The 19,898-nt window shown below is 37.5% G+C and carries 23 protein-coding genes; 1 reads left to right on the top strand and 22 read right to left on the bottom strand.

Annotated elements, in window-relative coordinates:
* Window positions 1-4: 4 nt before the first annotated feature.
* The 18 genes from HNP36_RS10070 to HNP36_RS09985 form a co-directional block, all read right to left on the bottom strand.
* On the bottom strand, window positions 5-1,177 hold the full coding sequence (locus HNP36_RS10070; RefSeq protein WP_184162477.1) for a DUF2062 domain-containing protein: 1,173 nt from the start codon (window positions 1,175-1,177) through the stop codon (window positions 5-7).
* A 4-nt stretch (window positions 1,178-1,181) separates the two neighbouring features.
* On the bottom strand, window positions 1,182-1,658 hold the full coding sequence (locus HNP36_RS10065; protein ID WP_184162476.1) for a hypothetical protein: 477 nt from the start codon (window positions 1,656-1,658) through the stop codon (window positions 1,182-1,184).
* 3 nt (window positions 1,659-1,661) lie between these two features.
* Window positions 1,662-2,033, bottom strand: a complete 372-nt coding sequence (locus tag HNP36_RS10060; protein ID WP_184162473.1) for a 3-hydroxyacyl-ACP dehydratase — start codon at window positions 2,031-2,033, stop codon at window positions 1,662-1,664.
* Window positions 2,034-2,037: 4 nt separating this feature from the next.
* The gene (locus HNP36_RS10055) at window positions 2,038-2,640 is read right to left on the bottom strand and encodes an outer membrane beta-barrel protein (protein WP_184162470.1); all 603 of its coding nucleotides are present in this window, start codon (window positions 2,638-2,640) and stop codon (window positions 2,038-2,040) included.
* Window position 2,641: 1 nt separating this feature from the next.
* On the bottom strand, window positions 2,642-3,283 hold the full coding sequence (locus HNP36_RS10050) for a hypothetical protein (protein ID WP_184162468.1): 642 nt from the start codon (window positions 3,281-3,283) through the stop codon (window positions 2,642-2,644).
* On the bottom strand, window positions 3,249-3,875 hold the full coding sequence (locus HNP36_RS10045) for an outer membrane lipoprotein carrier protein LolA (protein ID WP_184162464.1): 627 nt from the start codon (window positions 3,873-3,875) through the stop codon (window positions 3,249-3,251). The genes HNP36_RS10050 and HNP36_RS10045 overlap by 35 nt, the downstream gene beginning before the upstream one ends.
* Entirely contained in the window at window positions 3,868-4,623 is a 756-nt protein-coding gene (locus HNP36_RS10040; protein WP_184162461.1) for a polysaccharide deacetylase family protein, read from the bottom strand. The genes HNP36_RS10045 and HNP36_RS10040 overlap by 8 nt, the downstream gene beginning before the upstream one ends.
* A 42-nt stretch (window positions 4,624-4,665) precedes the next feature.
* Window positions 4,666-5,730 carry a beta-ketoacyl synthase N-terminal-like domain-containing protein gene (locus HNP36_RS10035; RefSeq protein ID WP_184162458.1) on the bottom strand — a complete coding sequence of 355 codons (1,065 nt, stop codon included), beginning with the start codon at window positions 5,728-5,730 and terminating at the stop codon, window positions 4,666-4,668.
* A complete protein-coding gene (locus HNP36_RS10030; protein WP_184162455.1) occupies window positions 5,727-6,926 on the bottom strand; it encodes a beta-ketoacyl-[acyl-carrier-protein] synthase family protein in 1,200 nt (399 codons plus the stop codon). Before HNP36_RS10030 ends, HNP36_RS10035 begins: the two co-directional genes overlap by 4 nt.
* 76 nt (window positions 6,927-7,002) lie before the next feature.
* A complete protein-coding gene (locus HNP36_RS10025) occupies window positions 7,003-7,260 on the bottom strand; it encodes a phosphopantetheine-binding protein (protein WP_184162452.1) in 258 nt (85 codons plus the stop codon).
* 61 nt (window positions 7,261-7,321) lie between these two features.
* On the bottom strand, window positions 7,322-7,882 hold the full coding sequence (locus HNP36_RS10020; RefSeq protein ID WP_184162450.1) for a hypothetical protein: 561 nt from the start codon (window positions 7,880-7,882) through the stop codon (window positions 7,322-7,324).
* Window positions 7,883-7,903: 21 nt separating this feature from the next.
* A complete protein-coding gene (locus HNP36_RS10015; protein ID WP_184162448.1) occupies window positions 7,904-8,452 on the bottom strand; it encodes a 3-oxoacyl-ACP synthase in 549 nt (182 codons plus the stop codon).
* A gap of 10 nt (window positions 8,453-8,462) precedes the next feature.
* The gene (locus HNP36_RS10010) at window positions 8,463-9,596 is read right to left on the bottom strand and encodes a beta-ketoacyl synthase N-terminal-like domain-containing protein (protein ID WP_184165160.1); all 1,134 of its coding nucleotides are present in this window, start codon (window positions 9,594-9,596) and stop codon (window positions 8,463-8,465) included.
* Window positions 9,596-10,021: an acyl-CoA thioesterase gene (locus HNP36_RS10005; protein WP_184162446.1), complete on the bottom strand. Its 426-nt coding sequence runs from the start codon at window positions 10,019-10,021 to the stop codon at window positions 9,596-9,598. The genes HNP36_RS10010 and HNP36_RS10005 overlap by 1 nt, the downstream gene beginning before the upstream one ends.
* A complete protein-coding gene (locus HNP36_RS10000; protein WP_184162444.1) occupies window positions 10,011-11,279 on the bottom strand; it encodes an ABC transporter permease in 1,269 nt (422 codons plus the stop codon). Before HNP36_RS10000 ends, HNP36_RS10005 begins: the two co-directional genes overlap by 11 nt.
* Window positions 11,266-12,024 carry an ABC transporter ATP-binding protein gene (locus tag HNP36_RS09995; protein ID WP_184162442.1) on the bottom strand — a complete coding sequence of 253 codons (759 nt, stop codon included), beginning with the start codon at window positions 12,022-12,024 and terminating at the stop codon, window positions 11,266-11,268. Before HNP36_RS09995 ends, HNP36_RS10000 begins: the two co-directional genes overlap by 14 nt.
* 1 nt (window position 12,025) lies before the next feature.
* Window positions 12,026-13,021: a BtrH N-terminal domain-containing protein gene (locus tag HNP36_RS09990; protein WP_184162440.1), complete on the bottom strand. Its 996-nt coding sequence runs from the start codon at window positions 13,019-13,021 to the stop codon at window positions 12,026-12,028.
* Between the two features lie 66 nt (window positions 13,022-13,087).
* Window positions 13,088-13,492, bottom strand: coding sequence for a hypothetical protein (locus HNP36_RS09985; protein ID WP_184162438.1), 405 nt, complete (start codon window positions 13,490-13,492; stop codon window positions 13,088-13,090).
* Window positions 13,493-13,743: 251 nt separating this feature from the next.
* Between HNP36_RS09985 and HNP36_RS09980 the strand changes: the two genes are divergently transcribed.
* Complete coding sequence (locus HNP36_RS09980) at window positions 13,744-16,656, top strand: M16 family metallopeptidase (protein ID WP_184162435.1); 2,913 nt, start codon at window positions 13,744-13,746, stop codon at window positions 16,654-16,656.
* 296 nt (window positions 16,657-16,952) lie between these two features.
* On the opposite strand, the gene HNP36_RS09975 is transcribed toward HNP36_RS09980, so the two are convergent.
* The 4 genes from HNP36_RS09975 to HNP36_RS09960 are packed head-to-tail and all read right to left on the bottom strand — an operon-like array spanning window position 16,953 to window position 19,889.
* Window positions 16,953-17,396, bottom strand: a complete 444-nt coding sequence (locus tag HNP36_RS09975) for an ABC transporter permease (protein ID WP_184162432.1) — start codon at window positions 17,394-17,396, stop codon at window positions 16,953-16,955.
* Between the two features lie 6 nt (window positions 17,397-17,402).
* A complete protein-coding gene (locus HNP36_RS09970; RefSeq protein ID WP_184162429.1) occupies window positions 17,403-17,834 on the bottom strand; it encodes a hypothetical protein in 432 nt (143 codons plus the stop codon).
* Window positions 17,834-18,973, bottom strand: coding sequence for a beta-ketoacyl-ACP synthase III (locus HNP36_RS09965; protein ID WP_184162426.1), 1,140 nt, complete (start codon window positions 18,971-18,973; stop codon window positions 17,834-17,836). Before HNP36_RS09965 ends, HNP36_RS09970 begins: the two co-directional genes overlap by 1 nt.
* A gap of 1 nt (window position 18,974) precedes the next feature.
* On the bottom strand, window positions 18,975-19,889 hold the full coding sequence (locus HNP36_RS09960; protein ID WP_184162423.1) for a dialkylrecorsinol condensing enzyme DarA: 915 nt from the start codon (window positions 19,887-19,889) through the stop codon (window positions 18,975-18,977).
* Window positions 19,890-19,898 lie beyond the last annotated feature (9 nt).

The following is a 19,898-nucleotide window of genomic DNA, read 5'->3' as shown; positions in this document are numbered from 1 at the left end:
TTTCTCAATTATTCTCCGGGTTCAGTTTATTCAAAAAAAGGAATGTTGCAATTCCGCAAAGAGCAGACATTGAAGTGGCCAGAATAGCACTTCCGATTACGTATTGAAGCAGATTGTTTTTAATAAGCTCAAAATCGAGATTACTGCTTAAAATATTACTGTCACCATGTACAAAAGGCGAACCTAGAAACAGGGAAGCGGCAATCACAAAAGGAATAAAAGGTGGAAGGCTTACATTGGAGGCAATAAACGCCAGGACTTTGTTTAGCTTAAAAAGAACTGATAACGAAATAACAAGTAAAGTATGAAATCCCCAAAAGGGAGAAAGTCCTATAAAAACACCAAGAGCAATTGAAAAAGCTTTTGTCCGGTTGCTGCCGTCACTTTCCAGAACATCTTCCTTTAAGAACCTTTTAAGGCTTTTTTTTTTGAAGTTATTCACGAAGTTTCTCGGAATAATGTAAAGCAGGGTTATCGTTACCAAAATAGTATTCAGAATACTGATCCGTGTAAAATCTTTGAAAGGCCTGAAATGGGAAACCCTTTCCGCCGGATCATACAAAACTTTTACCGGGACATTCTTCACCGGAACATGTCTCCAGGCTGTCCTTACAATGATTTCGATCTCGAATTCGAATTTTGGGGTAAAGTATTTCTCAGGAATCCTTAGCAAAGGATATAATCTGTATCCGGATTGTGTATCTTCAAGCTTTATTCCCGTTTCAAACCAGAACCAGAAGTTCGAAAATCTGTTTCCGAAGCTGCTTTTTTTTGGAATTCCGTCCTGTGACATATTCCGGTTCCCTATAAGAAGTATATCTTCCTTTTCCTGAAGCAATGTTTCCACGAATACCGGTATGTCATCGGGATAATGCTGGCCGTCAGAATCAATAGTAATAGTGTAATGATAACCAAGTTCTTTCGCCTTTCTGAAGCCAATTTTAAGTCCGTTGCCCTTTCCTTTGTTTTCCGGCAGGGATATAACTGTTATCTGAGGGTATTGTGATAATATTTGTGGGGTAGAATCCGTAGAACCGTCATTTACTGCAATAATGCTGTCGGTGTAGTCCAGAACACCGTCTATCACTCTTTTCAGAGTTTTTTCATTATTATAGGTAGGTATTAAAACACAAATCTTCTTTTCAGAAATTGCATTTTGTACTTCAGGAAGGGTCATGGTTTTATTTTATAGTAGCTCTTTCAGTATCTGTAAAGGATTTGGACTGCATTGCAAATTTTTTCACATAACTTTTCAGGGCTGTGTTCTGCTTGCTGTAATTATTAATCAGAAATGCTTTATCATCCTTGATACTGCCTCTGTAGCCTACTATCTTAGGAATATTCTCCTGAACACTTAATCTGATCAGGCGAAGTTCAATATTATTAGGGTTACTTTTAATAACGCTTTCAAGGTTGGTGGCTCCGCTTTTTACAAGTGCTTTTCTGTTGCTTTTGGCAATCTTTGCTTCCATGATCTTTGCAGCAGCTTTATAACCGGTGGTTACAGCATCAGAGCCGGATTGTTTTTCAGCAAGATTAATGAAGGCTTCTGTATTGGCATTAGACTGGTTAGCTTTTGCATAGCTGTTTCTTAAAGCTTCGAGATCACTTTGAAAGAAAAAAATAAAAGCGGTTATAAGAGATAGAAAAAGTTTCATAAATTATTTTTTATAGCTTACTGACATTTTTAATGCAATAGTCTCGCCAAAAGATGTTGTATTCTTTACTTTAACATCTTCTTCATTTTCGGTAATATCCAGCTGAAGCTTCAGATCAGGTGTCTCAAAAGGATTAATGATGGCCATGAATTTTACATTGGAAGCTGTTTTCAGGAATAATTTCGAGCCGGTGAATTCTTCCGTCAGCTCTTTTACAATCTGCATCATACAGACTCCCGGCGTTACCGGATTTCCCGGAAAATGGCCTTTAAAAATAGTATGATCTTTATTCAGATGAATATGGGCAGTGAAACTTCCGTTTTCTGCCTTTTCATAAGATTCTAAAGTATAAAAGTCTGTAAGAATAGTTTGCATATCGCTATTTTTTCATGTTAAATGTATAGTAAATCCCCGTCTGGAAAACAACATTAGAATGATTTCTGTTATAGCTGTCCACAGGGATGAAGCCTTTTTTTACCCTTGCTTCGATACCGAAGTTTTTAGTAATGTCGTAACCTAAACCGGCAGTAATTCCAAGATCAATCTCATTTTCAGGATCAAAATTCTTTTTATCCACCACAAATTCCAAAGTCGGCCCAACATGTACATTGAACTGATTGAAATAAAATTTGTTCACAAGCTGCAGTCCCAGATAAGATACAGAAAGTTCTTTCCCATCCCAGTTGTTAACGTTGGTACTTATTTTTGCTCCCTGCCTGGAATAATTAATTTCCGGTTGCAGGGCATAAAATTTTGCAAAACGGATATTTCCCAGAAAACCGATGTAAAAGTCTGTTTTGGTTTTGTAATCCAAATAGGGCTTTTCGGCATTGGGAAACTCTTCGTCATAGTAATAATTAAACTCTTCACTGTTTGAAAAGTGAGAGAAATTGGCTCCCGCTCTTATTCCCGGTGAAAAAGTTACCTGTGAGAAAGTAAAGCCCGAGACAAGTGCTGTGATGAGAAATAGAAGTTTTTTCATGTTAATTCTGTTCGGTTTCAGTTATTTGAAATAGTTTTATATTGATCTTAAAATCCCTGTGTTGCAGGTTTAAGCTATCCGCGAAGATATGTTTTTTTGCCTCAAAAGTAAAATCGATTTTTTCCTTGTCGTTTTTTGTATAAATGATTTCTTTCAGAAGGCCGTTTTCTTTATTGAAGAAAAGATAATAGGCTTTATTATCAATCTTTGACAGATAAATTTTAGAATTGTTATTTTCAAAAGATTCACTCACAGGATACTGCTTTTTAAGAAGCTGTTGGAAATCATTCTTTAAAAAATTAATTACAATCTTTTTATCCAGATCCGGAAGAACGTAATTCAGTTTAAAATTATTCTCAGAAATTTCGAAATCAATCAGTTTATTTCCGAAATCTGAGGTCATGGCCACCCGGTGAGTCATCTCATTGAGCTTTTTAATGATCAGGATTCCGCTCACATGGTTTTTATAAATATCCATCTGGCATTTATAAACATAGTCTTCATCGGAAGAAAAATATAGGTTTTCAACTGTTTTTTCAGAGCTTTGAACCGGTTTTGCATCTGTAAGTTTGTAAGTTTTACAGGAAACAAGCAGCACAAAAACAAGGCTATAAGCTAAATTCCGAAGCAGCAATCGCAGCATTAATTTTTGTATTTTTGAAAACAATATTAGTAGTATCACCGGAAGCTTCCGTCATATTTACCTGTGAAACCGTAGACTGGTTCTTTGGAAAATGAAGCTCGATCTGTTTGATATATTTCAGCAGCTGGGCAGATTTCGGGATGAATTTCGCCACATTGAAGTTCCCGTTTTTGTAATAAGAAACAGAAAATTCAGGATCGCTGAACATTTTTCCGTTCGAACTTCCTACAATCAGCTTATTGATCTTCTCAAAGGTTTTGCTTTTAGCATCCACAGACGATTTTTTTCCCTGATCGTTAATGAAAATTTTATTGTCCTTAAAAACAATGCTGTACTGGTAAGGTTTTGTGTATTTCCAGCTTAACATATTTGGAGTTTTTAATGACATTTTGCCGTAAGTAACAATATTTTTATCCAGGAAATCCATCTTTTTGGTCTGGGTAAAATCACTTTGCAGCGTTTTAATCTCTTTGGTTTCAGAAGAAACTTTGGCTACAAATGCTTTTGCTTCTGTTCCTGACATGGCTGTCATTTGTGCATAAAAGAAGCCGGAAACTAGTAAAAATGCTCCAAAAGCAATATTTTTAATCATTTTTCTTTGATTTTGTAATTGAATCGACTGTAAACGTCGAATATTTTTTATCCTTCAAAAATAGCAATAAATCTACCAATACGTTATAGGTCTTTTCAGAGGTGTCGTGGAGAAGGATAATACTGCCTTTTTTCAGGTCTTTGGTAACTCTTCTAAAGATCTTTTTTTCATCATCTGTAATGGTATCCAGTGAACGGACATTCCAGCCGATGCTTTTTTTATCAGTTCTCTTGATAGCTTTGGCAATACTGGGATTGGTAACTCCAAAAGGAGGGCGGTATAAATCAGTTTTAAGATTGCCGGCTTTTAACATCACTTCATCACATTTCTCAATTTCCTCTGTCATTTTTGAAGCAGATAAAAAACCTGTATTGTTTGCATGGGAATAGGTATGATTCCCAACAGTATGCCCTTCCTCGATAATTCTCTGAAATGTTTCAGGATATTTTTCGATCTGTTTTCCGATGCAGAAAAAAGTGGCTTTTACCTGATGTTCTTTGAGTAAATCTAAGAATTTGGGTGTAAATTCAGTAGGCCCGTCATCAAAAGTAAGGGCAACTTCATCAATTTTTGTTCTTTTATGGGTAATGCTGTTGACGAAATATCCAAGTCCAATATCAAAAGAACCCCAGACCACAACCACAGAAAAAGCAAGAAAGCAAGCTATATAAACCCAAAAACCTCCATGAAATGCATAAATAAACACATTACAGAAAAGATAAAATAGAATGAATGGGTAATGCTTCATCTCTTGAATTTTTTAGTCGTTTTTTAACAGAGAAATTTACCTTTACAAAGCCCTCTCCAATAAAACGAGACTGTGATCACTTCCCGCCAGATGATTATAAAGAAGAACATTTTTAATTTCAGACTTCTTTTCTGAGTTAATCATCATGATTTCAGGAATTTGCTGTTCTTTCAGGATGTTACAGGCCATAAAAGTTGAAAAACCGCTTGCTGTATTGAATTCGCCGCTCAGATGTTTGTAATACAGTAAAGCGGAGTTTGGGAAAAGATTCATTGTTTTTTTATGGTAAACATCAGATGTTGCATCTCCGCTGAAACCTAAGATTACGGTATCAATATCTTTATTTGTCAGATTATTTTTAGCAAGAAAATCTGTTATAAATGATTGTACTTCTTCTATATCCAATCTGTTGATAATCTGGATGTCGTTAAGTTTTGCGTAAGAATTTTCAGTTTTATCCTTTCCTAAAACAAAAAAAGCAGCCCCTTCACCCCAGATTACTCCATCCGTTTCAGAATGTAAATAATCAGCAGGAAGATTTTCTTCTTTTTTGATGGTATGGTTAAGACGGTACAGTTCCATAGTTCTGTCAGTCTGCTCATCCGCAGCACCTGCAAGTACGTTTTCAGCTTCCCCGTCATTGATCTGCAGCTTGGCGTCAAGGAAGGAAAATTCCAGTGAGGAAGATGTGTTGACGTATGTAAAATTGTATGCATGACATTGAAGGCCCAAAGCAATCTGCCCTGCAACGGTATTATGGGTGGATTGAATAAAGAATGTAGGAGTTAAAAACTCTTCATGATTATCGATCACATTTTTCAGGAATTTTTCAGAATCCTGTGAGCATCCCATTCCTGTTCCTACGATAATGGCATCCGGCTGTTCGATTCCTGCTTCCTTTAAAGCGTAATGTGAAGCTACGGAGCTCATTTTTACGGTTTTAGACATTCTTCTGCTCATGGCAGGCGGAATGAATTCTTTATAGTTCGGTTCTATAGCTTTTAAGATCTGAACGGTATTTTCAGCCACCAGATTCTGGAAAAAATTTTCTTTTAAAGTGTCCTGTACAGAGATGCAGGATGCACTGTTGATGTATACTGCACTCATGATTTTGAGAAAATTAAGGTAGAACAATTGCCTCCGAAACCGAACGAGTTGGAAAGTACATGATTAATGTTTTTCTCTTTCAGTTCGGTAACGGGAGTTAAGTCAAACTCCTGCATTTTCGTTTTGAAATTCAGATTTGGAAAAATAAGCCCGTGCTGCATAGCCAGAATGGAAAATACAGCTTCAATTCCTGCCGCCGCTGCCAGAGTATGGCCTGTAAAAGCTTTGGTAGAACTGAATTCAGGAACCTGATTTTCACCAAAGATCCTGATCATGGCAATTCCTTCTGATAAATCGTTGTTAGGAGTTGCCGTTCCGTGAACGTTAATATAATCAATATCTTCTTTGGCAAATCCGGAAACTTTAAATGCCTGTTGCATAGCTAAAAAAGCTCCTTGTCCGTTTTCTGACGATGCGGTCTGATGATGGGCATCATTTGCATTGCCGTAACCTGAAAGATAAGCGAGGACTTTTTTATTTTCTTTTTTCACCACTTCATCAGATTCAAGAACGATAAAAGCTGCGGCTTCTCCCAGATTCAGACCTTTTCGGTCATTGTCAAAAGGAGTGTTGTAAGAATCTGTAAGGATCATCAGTGTATTGAACCCATTCAAAGTAAATTTTGAAAGTGAATCTGTCCCACCTACTATTACACGGTCTAAAACTCCGTTTTTGATGAGTTTTGCCCCCATCATAATAGCATTGGCAGCTGAGGAACAGGCTGTACTGATCGTGGAAACCATGCCTTTTAATCCCAGATAATCAGCAATTGCCAGTGAAGAGTTGCCAGCATCATGAGCATCGATGTATTTTTGCTTTTCAGGAAAGTCTTCGTACGTGTAGAAATATTTTTCCGTAACATCCATTCCACCTACGCTGGTAGAGGAAATCAGTCCGGTTTTATAGGCATTAATATCTGTAATTCCTGCAGATTCCACAGCTTCTTTGGCGGCAACCATACCTAATAAAGAGGTTCTTGTAACGTTGTTGTCTTCAGGTAACTGAAGTTTCTGTACAAGTTCTTCATTAGACCGTTTTATTTCGCCTGTTTTTATAGATCCGGCATGACGGGTTTCAAACATCTCAATGTCTGAAATTCCATGTTTCCCGGTTTTCAGCGAAATAAGATTTTCTTCCACATTATTTCCTATGGAAGAAATGATCCCCATTCCTGTTATGGCAATTTTTCGACTCATGTTTTTTTATAATGTAACAGTGTAACAATCTAGCAATTATTGGTAGATTGATACACTGTTAAATTAGTACATTAATTTACTTCGTTCTGTTTGCTTCAATAAATGCAGCCATTGTATCAATAGACTGGAAAATTTCTTTCCCTTTTTTCGGGTCGGCTAATTTTATTCCATAGTCTTTATCAAGAAGAACGATAAGTTCCAAAGCGTCGATAGAATCAAGGCCAAGACCGCCTCCGAATAAAGGATCTGCATCTTTGATCTCTTCTACGGAAACGTCTTCAAGGTTAAGGACTTCAATAATTTTGTGCTTCAATTCTGTTTTTAAGTTTTCCATAAATAATTTTAATAATAGTTACCACAGAATAATTACTCATTCTTCTAAAATTCAAGAGTTATTATCTTGACATTGGGGGAGGAGGTAATGTTTTTTGTGGTAGATAATTGTCAATTTGATTTTGTTTTAAAATATCTTTTTCTAGTTTGTCGAAATTGATATGAAACTTTGGGGTTTCAGCAGTATTTTGCTGTGAATATATCTTATCCTTAAGTGAATTTAATATTTTCAAAAATTCAGAATTCATAAAAGGTAAAATAAAACAAATTTCTTTTTTCTTTCCATTTTTTTGAAATGAAATATAATCTCTGCTTCCTGCATAACCGTGATTAGCATCTAATTGTTTTTTTGCAACAAAAGACTCGAGATTTTCTTTATCTAAACCGTTTATCAATTTAATTTCTGTTTCAGATAATTGATATGAATAATATTTTTTTTCTTTATATCCGTCAATATAAACATTAAGTTTTCCATTTTTATCTATAGTAGAATATGAATTAAATTCAACTTTATTGGATGAATTAATGTCATAACTTATTAATTGGAAATTCTCAAGTTTAACCTTCTGGGCAAAACTTGTAAAACTTAATAAAAACGTTAATAATAAAAAAACATCCTTCATCCTTAATAATAAACTTTAATGTTAGTTTTTTTTGTTATTTAGCAAATATACAAAAGCTTTATAATTATCCTGATAAAGTTCTGTCCAGCCACAGAGAACTTTATCTGCTTTTCCGGACAGCAGGATCTGTTCTGCGTAGTCGTTTAAAAAAGTTTCATCAAATTCATCCAGCACAAAAAAGGCATTTTCCGTCTGCATGTTGTGTTTAATGCTGATCTCACCTACACATATGTTGGGTAAGGTATAAACAAATACAGCAGGACTCGGGAAATAGTTTTCCTGGGAATTGATACTTTCCTGGTATTTAAAATCTGTATCAAGGCTTGATGATCTGTTGGCGAAAACCACCGCTGTTCTGCTGTGATCTTCATCTTTTAGAATCATTTCTGCAGCCAGGAAAGCCAGCTTACTCAGGTTATCCATCTTGTGGAATTTCGGATAGGTGAGTTCCAAGTTTTTATACGCTTCTTTTGCAAAGTCATGAAAAGTTTCGCTCTGGCTTTCAAAAATAAGGTTTCCATTGACGGTTATTTTTGAGTGTTCTATGGTGCAGCTGTCTGTTTTTTTCATTGTTTTCATGTTAACATTTTTCCAGAACAACCGCCGCGTTGCATCCTCCAAAGCCTGACGCTGTTTTTAAAATGTATTTAATCTTCGCAGGCTGATTTTCTTTAATAATATTCAAATGTTGTGAAACTCCCATTTCCTCAAAATTCCTGGAAGGAATAAGAATCCCATGACGGGCACTTTCCATAGATATGATGCTTTCCAGAAGTCCGGAAGCACCTAAGCAATGGCCGTAATATCCTTTCATGCTGTTTAACGGGGCATTTTGAAGTTCCATTCTGTTGAAAGCAATAGCTTCCATTTCATCATTATATAGTGTGGCGGTTCCGTGGGCAGAAATAAAATCAATCTGTTCTGTGGAAATATTGGCTTCTGTCACGGCGTTTTTGATACTGGCGTACAGTCCGTCTCCTGTTCTGGAAGGTCCGGAAATATGATTGGCATCATTCACTGCAGAATCTCCAAGTATTTTGAAACTAAATTTTTCGTTTTCATTCAGAACTGAGGTAATATATACTGCAGCCGTAGCTTCACCGATATTGATCCCGTTTCTGTTTTTATCATAAGGCTTGCAGGGCTCTGTTCCGATAGCCTGGAAAGAATTAAAACCTGAAATAACAAACTCGGAAACTTCATCACCCGCAATTACAATAGCATCTTTATATTTTCCTGCAAGGATCATGTTTTTGGCAACGGCAATGGCCATAACTCCTGAAACACAGGCATTGGAGACTACGATGGGTTTTGTTTTAAATCCAAAATAATCAGCAATTTTCTGAGCTAAATTGGAAAGATAAACACCTTCCGGTAATTTGGTCTGGTTTTTTAATAAACTGATGTTTCCTTTTGTCGTGGATAATATAAATGCGGTTTCTTCTGTAACCGGATGCTTGTCAACAAGCGGTTTCAGGCTTAGAAGAAACATTTTCTCCAATCTGGTAAAATCCGGATTTTCAAATTTATTTTTGAACTCTTCGTTAAGTTTTTCAGTATCAATAATTGAAGCATAAAAGGCTTCCTGGTTTTCAATCACTTTATGCAGTGCTACACCCGATTTTCCTTCTACCAGATTATTCCAGTTGGAGGAAACATCAAACCCTAAAGGCGTGACGCAGTTGTAATCTGTAATGTAAATTTCCTTCTTCATCATAGTCCCATTTTATCTTTCCATGCCTGAAAAAAATCAGGATTATACAGACATAGGTTTCCGCTGCTGTCTAAGAATACCTGAATAGTTTCTCCGCTGCAGACAAGCTGATTATCCTGGTTGAAAAGCTCATAAGTATAAATCAGTTTTGCGGATACTGAATTCACAAAAGTGGTCACAATTCTGAAGGTTTCCCCATATTTTAAAGGAAGAAAATGTTCACAGGTGCTTTTAACGATGGGCGTCACATATCCTGCATTCTGAATATCGAGGTAAGTAAGGCCGTGCTGTCTCCCGAAAGCTTCTCTTCCGTCTTCAAAATAGACAATATAATGTCCATGCCAGACAATTCCCAGCGGATCTGTTTCATTGAATCTTACCCTTACTTCTTCGGTACAGGTTAATATGTTTTCTTTAGACTGCATTTTGTTTTCTTTCGTAAAAAATGGAAATGGATACCATGGCAATATAGAATGCAAACAAGAAAGCAAGCTCTTTGGCAATTCCTGCGATTCCGCTGTTTCTTAAAATAATATCGTAATAGGCATTCAGTCCCCAGTTCATAGGGGAAAATTTGGCTACAGTCTGCATAAATTCGGGCATTAAAAATACGGGAACCCATATTCCTCCGATTGCAGCAAGAACTACCACTGAAGTTGCACCAAAAGGGGCAGACTGTTCCTGGGTATCGGCAATAGTGCCCAATAAAACACCAAACCCGATAGCTGCCAGTCCGGAGAACAATGTCACGACAAGAAGCTGGAACATTTTCCCTGAAACATCAAATGCAGGAAGGTCCATATATGGGAAAAGATAGATTCCCACAGCCACCATCAGTAAAAACTGAATAATGCAGATGATAAGGTAGGTGAATGTTTTTCCTAAAATATGAACAAAATACGGAGTCGGGCTGATTCTTGCTCTTACGCTGGTACCCTGGCTTTTTTCTTTAACTAAATTGATAGATAAAGGAACCACAATAAAAAATATGGCAAAAAGTGTCCATGCAGGAACGTTATGCTGAACGGAATTCGGCATTACTTCCATAGCTCCTTTTTTGGGTGTGATTTCTTTGAAGCTGATAAGGTTTTTATTCTCTTCAAGATTTTCCTCAGTTCCCAGTTGGTCCTGGAATGCTTTATAGATCTTTTTGTTTTCGATCTCAAAAACCATTTTATTCACGGAATTCATTACTGAATTTTTGAATCCTGCATTGGTAGCCGGATCAAAGTACAGATGAATTTCCTTCGCTTTTGGAGCTGCTTTCTGAACTTTTGCAGAATCTCCTTCCAGACCAAATGAACTTACGATTGTCTGTACCTTGGAATCTATATTTGAATTTAAATCTTTCGTTAAATTTTCAGGAATCACGATAGCCATTTGGTAATCTCCTGAAAATACGGCATCTTGCGCTGATTTTTCATTATAATTGGTCAGTAGCTGGAACGTTTTGCTGGTTTCCAGTTCCTGTTTTATGTTTTTTGAGACCTCAGATTTATCGTTATCAATAAAAATGATAGGGATTTTTGAGCCTTCAAGGTTTTTAAAAGTGGAATCCTGGATTAACGTAATGGTTACAATCAACAGTAACGGCATGACGAAAATAATTACTATTCCCCCAATATCCCTCTTCAGAAGAAGGATCTCTTTCACGAAGCTTCTCCAAAGTTTATACAACAACATCTCTTAATTCTTTTCCTGTTAATGAAATGAAAACGTCTTCCAGGTTTTCAGCATTGGCAATCTGTGCCACCAGCTCTTCCGGTGTTCCTACCGCGTGGATTTTTCCCCTGTCGATAATGGCAATTTTTGTACAGAATTCTTCCGCTTCGGAAAGGTGATGGGAAGTGTAAATGATGCACGTCCCGTTTTTATTCAGTTCCTGTAAGAAATCGATGATGACTTTTTTAGACTGAACATCAACGCCAACAGTAGGTTCGTCCAAAAATAAGACTTTTGGGTTGTGAAGAGTTCCTGCAATAAGGTTGCATCGGCGTTTCATCCCGCCGGAAAACTGCTCTACCTGTTTATCTGCAAACTTTGATAAACCCATAATTTCCAGGGATTCATCAATGGTATTTCTTAATTTTTTGTGGCTTAAACCGTACAGGCTTCCAAAGAACATCAGGTTCTCCCGGGCTGTTAAAGTAGGATATAATGCGTATTCCTGAGGAACGATTCCAATGATCTGTCTTAATTTAAAACCATCTTTCTGAGGAGATAAACCATTGATTTTGAATTGCCCTGAAGTAGGTTTAATCAATCCGGAAAGCATAGAGATCAGAGTAGTTTTTCCTGCTCCGTTTGGTCCCAGAATTCCGTAGATCTCGTTTTTCTCTATATTCAATGAAATGTCATTTACAGAAAAGTCTTCGGCACTTTTGTATTTTTTATAAAGATTTTTAATCTCAATCATATTCTCTGCCATATCAGATTGCTTTTCTCAGTTTCTTATAAAAAGCTTCTTCCAGATCGGCAATATGAAGCATGGATTTGGAAAGGTTGTTATAGATATCACTTTTCGAGTTCCTGTTTTTGTACACACGGGCAATATCCACGGCAAAGTCTCTCCAAAGGTCGCCAATAGCTGTAATTTCTTTCGAAAGTTCTTTCAATTCGTCATTTTTAAGAATAACTGCCGCTTCCTGAAGAAATGCACCGTAAATAAACCTGAAACCGCCGCCGCCGGTACCAATTTCTTCCTGCATTCTGATAAGCTGCCCCAGATAGTGATTGGTGACTTTAGTGCCTTTCTTTTCAGCCCATTTCGGGATGCTTTTGGCAACCCATCTCATGGCTTTTACCCCAATAAGCGGAACGGGAGCCAGCATATTTTTGCAGGTGTCTTTAATTCCTTTTCTGATGGCTTCTTCAATATTTACATGTTCCGGAATATAGGTAGGATAGTACATGTGTCCTTTCGGTGGCAGCGCACCTTTTGCATATCTCACTTTTTCCAGCTCAGCTTCTGTAAGGGTAGTGGTATAATCCATCACCGGGTCGCTGATCAGGAATTTTCCGTCTTCTTTTCCGTATACCACGAGATTGTGGGCATTGAAGTGGAATTTATATTCTTCGGGGAAATAGGTAAGGTTAAAAACGCCTACCTGAAGCCCTGTAGGAATGTTTTGGTTTAAGTTTCTTTCTAAAGCAGACTGTGCTTCTTTAGGGTTAGAAAATTTTTCTCTTTTGATTTTAATTCCCAGTCTTTTGGCTGCCTTGCTGAAAATAGCACCCGGCATCGGTCTATAGCTGAAGCCCGGTGCGAAATTGACTTTCAGAAACGGCAGATAGACAAAAAACAGTCCGGAACCGATCCCGAAGATCATAGGTTCGCTAAGCTTTAAGCCTTTATTGAGTAACAGATTGGAGGCAACACCGTTTTCGCAATGTGCGGTCTGATGGTGTTCGAAGTTAAGTTTCATTTGCTGCTTTTATCTTTTTCATTGGTGAAACGAAATTGTGCATAAAGTTTATGCTTCATTTCTCTATTATTTCCCGTCGAAGTTCTTTAACTCATCTACTGAAATACCAAATGCATCGGCATATTTTTTCAGTACGGATTCGTTTAGTGTTTTAAATACTTTTGGTTTTGCATGTCTTTTTACCCTCCACTGCCACATTCCTACATAAGCTGCAAGGACCTGCAAATCCATTTTATTCAGTTCCATAAAATAAACAATCGGACTTGCCAGATTATTGGCTACATCCTGTCTGGCCTCTTCAATTCTTTCATGGATAAGCTCCATAGATTCATCAAGGGCCGCTTTTTTCGCGTCCCAACCGGTGCTGTTGGCGGTTGTATAATTGTCATTCTCATCGGTCACATACAAGACTTCGGTCATGTTTGCCGATTTCAGATTGCTTTCGTCCTGAGGCAGGTCTTGTTTTTTCATGTAAACTGTATTATTTTTTTAATTTAAGTTGAAAAATACTTCCCCTTTTCGATTCTTTTTAATCAGTTGGCTAAAATAGTGAAAATACATTATATGTAAATCATATTAAATTATAATGCCGAAAACAGGTCTTTTTAAAAGGTAAACTGAAATTTTGATTCCAAAAATTATAATCTTTAATTTGCTGTAACAAGTATATAATAAATACAGACTTATTATATTCTGGAAATTTGAATTAAATAACAAGACTTATGAAGAAATTTTTTATTTCTGTTTCTCTTTTCTGCATGCTGAGTGCAATGGCACAGAAATTTGAGACCCAAAAGATAACCGATGGTCAGGGATATTCTTATGAAACCGTTAAGAATGACCAGGCTGGAGTAAGAGTGTATACCTTGAAAAACGGACTGAAGGTTTATCTGGCAAAAAATGATGATGCACCGAGAATTCAGACTTATATTCCTGTAAGAACAGGGTCTAATAATGATCCAAGTGACAATACAGGGCTTGCTCACTACCTTGAGCATATGGTTTTCAAGGGTACTTCACATCTGGGAACTCAGGACTGGGCAAAGGAGAAAGTACTTCTTCAGCAGATTTCCGACCTTTATGAGCAGCATAAAGCGGAAAAAGATCCGGAAAAAAAGAAGTTGCTTTATAAAAAGATAGATGAGGTTTCACAGGAAGCTTCAAAATATGCTATCGCCAATGAATATGACAAGGCTATCTCATCATTGGGTGCTACAGGAACCAACGCCCATACATGGCTTGATGAAACCGTATATAAAAACAATATCCCGTCCAACGAGCTTGAAAAATGGATGAAAGTGGAGAAAGAGCGTTTTTCCGAGCTGGTATTGCGTCTTTTCCATACCGAGCTGGAAGCTGTTTATGAGGAATATAACAGGGCTCAGGATAATGACGGGCGTCTTGTAAATTACGCCATGATGGAAGCCCTTTTCCCGAAACATCCCAACGGGCAGCAGACAACGATAGGTACTTCGGAACACCTGAAGAGCCCTTCTATGGTTGCCATCCGTAAATATTTTGATACATATTATGTTCCCAATAATATGGCTGTTGTTTTGGTTGGAGATATAGATTTTGATAAGACAATCAAGCTTGTTGACCAGTATTTCGGTTCCTTTAAATATAAGGAACTGCCGATGAAAAAAATGGTGAGCGAAGAACCGATGACAAGCATTGTTGCAAGAACAGTGAAAAGCCCAAGTACACCAAGAATGACCCTTGCCTGGAGATCAGATTCCAATGGGAGCCAGAATGCAAGATTAGCAGACGTGGTGGCAGAAATTTTGAGCAACAGAGGAGATGCGGGACTTATTGACCTTAATATGAACCAGACGCAAAAAGTGTTAAGTGCAGGAGCTTACGAATCAGCCTTTAAGACTTATGGTGCATTTTCGATGTCTGTAACACCTAAAGAAGGGCAGTCTTTTGACGATGCTAAAAAACTGTTACTGGATCAGCTGGAGCTGGTGAAAAAGGGCCAGTTCCCAGACTGGATGCTGAAAGCAATTGTAAACGACAAGAAAGTACAGCGTATGAAATCCTGGGAAACTGCAGACGGATTGGCAACTACATTGTATGATACCTATATCAATGAAAAAACATGGCAGGATGAGCTGGATGACATCAACCAATATGAGAAAATTACAAAAGCAGATGTTGTAAAGTTTGCCAATGAATTTTTCAAGGATAATTATGTGGTTGTTTACAAAGAAAAAGGAGTGAATGATAAACTGGTACGTGTACAGAATCCGGGAATTACCCCAATTAAACTGAACAGAGAAGCCCAGTCACCTTTCCTTAAAGATATTTTAAGCACTAAGGTAGAGGAGATCAAACCGGAATTCATAGACTATAAAGCGGCAATCCAGACTTCCCGGATTAAAGACAAAAAGGTAAGCTTTGTAAAGAATAAATATAATGATGTAGCACAGATCAGTTATATTTTCCCTTTCGGAACAGATAATGATAAGGAACTTCCGATTGCCCTAACACTTTTCGAGTATCTTGGAACGGATAAATATACTCCTGAGCAATTGAAAGGAGAATTCTATAAATTAGGAATATCTTACAGCTTCAGAACTTCAAATGATCAGGTAATTATTACTCTTAGCGGTCTTGAAGCCAATATGAAAAAAGGTGCCGAGCTGATGAATCACTGGTTAACCAATGTAAAAGCTGACAAAGAAATCTACGGTAAAACTGTAAAGACAATCTTGGAAGCAAGAGCTGCCGGCAAAAAAGATAAGACAAGAATTATGGCCGCCCTTTCTAATTATGCCAAATATGGTAAGAATTCAAGAATGACGGATATTGTCTCTAAAGAACGTCTGGAAAACATTGATGCAACGGAACTGATGAAAAAGATCAAAGTATTGAACCAGTCTCCATATGAAGTGCTGCTTTACGGACAGGAACAGTCAGGTTTGGAAAAAGCAGTTAAGCCATATATCACGGAAACCACTGTTCAGCCTGCAAAAGCTAAGGAATATTCTGAGCCTGTTGCAGAAGGGAAAGTATATTTTACTAACTACGACATGGTACAGATGGAAATGGCTAAAGTAGCCAAAGGAAGTGAAGTGAACTTAAGTAACTTCGGAAAAGCCAATGTTTTCAACGAATATTTCGGAAGAGGCCTTTCCTCCATCGTATTCCAGGAGATCAGAGAAAGTAAGTCTCTGGCCTATACAGCTTATGTTTCTTACGCCAACGCAACAGAAAAAGGACATGCGAACTACATCACAAACTACATCGGAACCCAGGCCAACAAGCTTCCTTTGGCAGTAAACGCAATGAATGATCTTATGGTTTCTCTTCCACAGATTCCGGCGCAGTTTGAAAATTCCAGAGGTTCTGCATTGAAGCAGATTGCTTCCAACAGAATTAACAGAACGAATATTTTCTTTAATCAGCTGGCCCTGAAAAAACTGGGTGTTGATTATGATATCAGAAAAGATATTTATTCTGAAATCCAGGGACTGACTTTACCCCAGCTTACAAGCTTCTATGATACAGAAGTTAAGCCGGTAAAATACAATACAGCCATCATCGGTAAAAAAGAGAATCTGGATATGGAATCTATCAATAAAATGGGAACGTTCCAGGAAGTCTCCCTTGAAGAAATCTTCGGGTACTAACCTTTTATAATATCAATTTTTAAGCGGGGCAGAAATGTTCCGCTTTTTTATTGTAATGTAGACCTGAAATTAAACACGAATTCCACAAATGTTTTTCACAAATAAACACAAATGCAATCAATAGATACGGGCTTTAGCCCGTTAAAAAAAATAATAAAAACCAATCCGGCTTTAGCCAAAACCTGATTGTATTATCATGTTACACAATCATCTGCGAAAATCCGTGTCATCCGTGTTTAAAAACAAAAAACCGCACAAAAAATGTACGGTTTTATATTATTAAATTGAAGTTATTTCTAAGATTTCACCTCCTGAATAAACAGATTAATCTCCGCCCTGATCAGTATTTCATCATTATTAAAAGTCTCACAGAAAATATTGCAGATATTTTCGTACAGAGAGATTAATGACGCTTTTGAAATGATTTTATCTCCAACTTTAGGAAGGGCAAATATTTCAATTTTTTTGATATTGGTAATAAAGCCTATTACTTTGGTATCTGCTTCCGGATTTTCAAAGAAGCTTTGTCCGAGGATAGATGAACAGGTCTGTGCAAGGTTTTCAATCAGTCCGGCTTCTGCAAATTCATTGTTGTGAACAAAGATATTATCTCCTTTTATCTCAAAGGAAGTCACAACCTTTTCTTTGGTCAGTTCCAGGATATAATCTGCCATCAGCATCGGTTCGCGGTGCGGCAGAAAGTTGTGTATATTGATAATATGATCTTCCTTGATTTCCATTACAGTTTATTTTACAGCAGTTTTCATTTGGGATTTTGCAATGATTACGCCATTCAGTTTTGTAACAATATCTACCAGGGTTACTCCCATTACTTCATTGAGGATCGTTACTTCCGATGCCAGCCGGTCTCCTGTTTTGGGCAGAGATTCCGCCTCAAAAGATTTAATGGCCCCGATGTATCCTGTAGGAGATTCTTTTCCTAAAAGATAGTATTTATATCCCGTGTGTAAAGCAACGCTTTGTGCCTGATGCTCAATAAGACCTGAAGCCTGAAAAACCCCGTCCTGAATAAAAATATTGTCTTCCTTTATTTCAAATCCTGATACAAGATGTTCTTCGGAGTATTCCGAAAGCTCATGAACCATTACAAACGGATAACGCTGTGGAATAAGGCTTCCCACAAAATCCTGATCAGATGTAGGCAGTTGGTGTTTCATTAGCAAACCGTTAACAGTGCACAAGAATATGCAAATCTTCCGCTTTCAGGAACGCATAATAATACTTTCTCTCCTTTTTTCAATGTGCCTGAATTCATTAACTCTTCCAGAGCAACGAAAATAGAACCAGCTCCGATGTTTCCGATGTCAGAAAGGTTATAGAACCATTTTTCCGCCGGAAAATCCATTCCTTTTTTAGCGAATTCTTCTTTTAGGCCGTCTTTAAAGTAGCCTGAAGAAATATGCGCCAGAACGTGATCTATTGTTGCAGGATCCAGATTATGTTTGTCAAAGGATGATCTTAGACTTTCAGCACCTTTTACAAGGATATATTTGTCCAGGATTTTGGTATCCTGCTTTATAGCAAAAATAGATTGCTTCAGCCATTCATCAGATGGGTAATCTGCCCATGATTTAAGGCTTCCGTCTTCCAGCTTGTCACATCCCGCATACATACAGGCTTCAATTTCGTGGGCGTAGGAATAGAAATCGATGAATTCTATTTTTAGAGAAACTCCGTTTTCTCTTGGTTTATTTTCTAAAAGGAATGAACCTGCTCCATCAGAAAGCATCCATCTCAGGAATTCTCTTTTGAAGGCAATAATAGGTCTTTCTTCCAGCAATTTTAAGTTTTCGGCTTCGTGGTTGAATTTATCTGCCGTCATCCACGCAGACATTCTTTCCGAACCTGCACAAACAGCATTTTCCTGTACACCGGCTTTTACGGAAAGGAATCCGTAGTTCAGGGCATTCATTCCTGAGTTACAAAGACCGGTAGCGGTATTAATTTCAATAGATTTTCCGATATTCAGCTCACCATGAACCATAGAAGCGTGTGAAGGCTGCATCTGGTCCGGAGAAGTAGTTCCTACAGACAATAGCTTCATATCTTCCTTTTTGAAATTTTCATCGAATAATCCTTCTACAGCCTTTGCTGTCAGCTGTGCATTGGTATGGGTAGGATTTCCTTCTTTGTCCAAAGCATAATATCTTGTTGTGATCTTGTTATTTCTTAAAATCAGTGATTTTGCTTTAGAAGGAGCGCCGTTGATCAGACCAAGATAAGTCTCCATTTCATCATTTGATACCGGGTTATTAGGTAAGTATGTTGATGCTTTTGTTATAAATACGTCGTACATTCTATTTTAAATTAATTCCTTGTAAATATGTTTTTTGTTTTTGTCTTTTAGACCAAAATATAGGGGTTGTCAGTAAGTGTAAAACTAACACGACAGGTGAAATAATCCATATCGCAGCCATCAAATATACCTTAAAGAATTTTATCAGCAATGGACGTTTCTCTTTTTTCTTCATAATCAGGTTAGACCATATGGTGAAGATCTTGTTACCAACCTTCTCAACTCTTACCAGAAAAGGGCGGATTTCCACTGCACCATTCTGCACCAGATCAGGCTGAAGATCTGACAGGTTTCCGCTGCTGAAATGCTTTTCAATAATGTTCCCGTATTTTACAGAGCCGGTAATTTCTTCATCTGAAACTCCGGCGGCAGGGAGCATTCCTGATTTTTCTTTCTGCCCTGTAGTCAGCCAGCGTAAGATCGTCAGTACACTTGTATAATTGTCGTGTCTGTCTACCAAAGCAATATTTCCTACCAGTTTTGCCCCGAGATTTTTTAAATATACTTTTAATTTTTCCTGGGAAAGCATCCACATGTTGCGGGTTCCTGAAATGGTAACGACATTGGTATCCTTCATGATTTTTTCTGCAAAACCGCTTTTTAAGAAAGAAATAATAGGGATAGACGGAGTAAGGTACCATACCTGATATCCGAATAAGATGAGGTCGTACTTTTTGTTCAGAATCTCATCGGAAGGCGGAAAGATCTCTTTGGGGATCTGGAGGTAAGATTCAGGGAATGTATTGAAGAAAACGTCACCTGGCCACGGAAAAGGAAAGTCTTCCTTCAGCTGGATATTATAATAGGTAACGTCATATTCTTCCTTTCTGGCTTCAAAAGGTTGGGCCACATTCTTCACAATATCCTCCAGCTGGCCGGTTTGCGAATAATAAATAATGAGTATATTTTTTTTCATTAATATTCT

Origin of the sequence: Chryseobacterium shigense (genome assembly GCF_014207845.1) — a bacterium.
GTDB lineage: Bacteria > Bacteroidota > Bacteroidia > Flavobacteriales > Weeksellaceae > Chryseobacterium > Chryseobacterium shigense_A.
The sequence above is the reverse complement of the archived record's forward strand: the minus strand, read 5'-3'. Positions and strand labels throughout refer to the sequence as shown.

Bases quoted from the DNA above. Each gene is read 5' to 3' on its own strand.
- HNP36_RS10070 (WP_184162477.1), bottom strand. From the start codon at position 1,177: ATGACCCTTCCTGAAGTACAAAATGCAATTTCTGAAAAGAAGATTTGT.
- HNP36_RS10065 (WP_184162476.1), bottom strand. From the start codon at position 1,658: ATGAAACTTTTTCTATCTCTTATAACCGCTTTTATTTTTTTCTTTCAA.
- HNP36_RS10060 (WP_184162473.1), bottom strand. From the start codon at position 2,033: ATGCAAACTATTCTTACAGACTTTTATACTTTAGAATCTTATGAAAAG.
- HNP36_RS10055 (WP_184162470.1), bottom strand. From the start codon at position 2,640: ATGAAAAAACTTCTATTTCTCATCACAGCACTTGTCTCGGGCTTTACT.
- HNP36_RS10050 (WP_184162468.1), bottom strand. From the start codon at position 3,283: ATGCTGCGATTGCTGCTTCGGAATTTAGCTTATAGCCTTGTTTTTGTG.
- HNP36_RS10045 (WP_184162464.1), bottom strand. From the start codon at position 3,875: ATGATTAAAAATATTGCTTTTGGAGCATTTTTACTAGTTTCCGGCTTC.
- HNP36_RS10040 (WP_184162461.1), bottom strand. From the start codon at position 4,623: ATGAAGCATTACCCATTCATTCTATTTTATCTTTTCTGTAATGTGTTT.
- HNP36_RS10035 (WP_184162458.1), bottom strand. From the start codon at position 5,730: ATGAGTGCAGTATACATCAACAGTGCATCCTGCATCTCTGTACAGGAC.
- HNP36_RS10030 (WP_184162455.1), bottom strand. From the start codon at position 6,926: ATGAGTCGAAAAATTGCCATAACAGGAATGGGGATCATTTCTTCCATA.
- HNP36_RS10025 (WP_184162452.1), bottom strand. From the start codon at position 7,260: ATGGAAAACTTAAAAACAGAATTGAAGCACAAAATTATTGAAGTCCTT.
- HNP36_RS10020 (WP_184162450.1), bottom strand. From the start codon at position 7,882: ATGAAGGATGTTTTTTTATTATTAACGTTTTTATTAAGTTTTACAAGT.
- HNP36_RS10015 (WP_184162448.1), bottom strand. From the start codon at position 8,452: ATGAAAAAAACAGACAGCTGCACCATAGAACACTCAAAAATAACCGTC.
- HNP36_RS10010 (WP_184165160.1), bottom strand. From the start codon at position 9,596: ATGAAGAAGGAAATTTACATTACAGATTACAACTGCGTCACGCCTTTA.
- HNP36_RS10005 (WP_184162446.1), bottom strand. From the start codon at position 10,021: ATGCAGTCTAAAGAAAACATATTAACCTGTACCGAAGAAGTAAGGGTA.
- HNP36_RS10000 (WP_184162444.1), bottom strand. From the start codon at position 11,279: ATGTTGTTGTATAAACTTTGGAGAAGCTTCGTGAAAGAGATCCTTCTT.
- HNP36_RS09995 (WP_184162442.1), bottom strand. From the start codon at position 12,024: ATGGCAGAGAATATGATTGAGATTAAAAATCTTTATAAAAAATACAAA.
- HNP36_RS09990 (WP_184162440.1), bottom strand. From the start codon at position 13,021: ATGAAACTTAACTTCGAACACCATCAGACCGCACATTGCGAAAACGGT.
- HNP36_RS09985 (WP_184162438.1), bottom strand. From the start codon at position 13,492: ATGAAAAAACAAGACCTGCCTCAGGACGAAAGCAATCTGAAATCGGCA.
- HNP36_RS09980 (WP_184162435.1), top strand. From the start codon at position 13,744: ATGAAGAAATTTTTTATTTCTGTTTCTCTTTTCTGCATGCTGAGTGCA.
- HNP36_RS09975 (WP_184162432.1), bottom strand. From the start codon at position 17,396: ATGGAAATCAAGGAAGATCATATTATCAATATACACAACTTTCTGCCG.
- HNP36_RS09970 (WP_184162429.1), bottom strand. From the start codon at position 17,834: ATGAAACACCAACTGCCTACATCTGATCAGGATTTTGTGGGAAGCCTT.
- HNP36_RS09965 (WP_184162426.1), bottom strand. From the start codon at position 18,973: ATGTACGACGTATTTATAACAAAAGCATCAACATACTTACCTAATAAC.
- HNP36_RS09960 (WP_184162423.1), bottom strand. From the start codon at position 19,889: ATGAAAAAAAATATACTCATTATTTATTATTCGCAAACCGGCCAGCTG.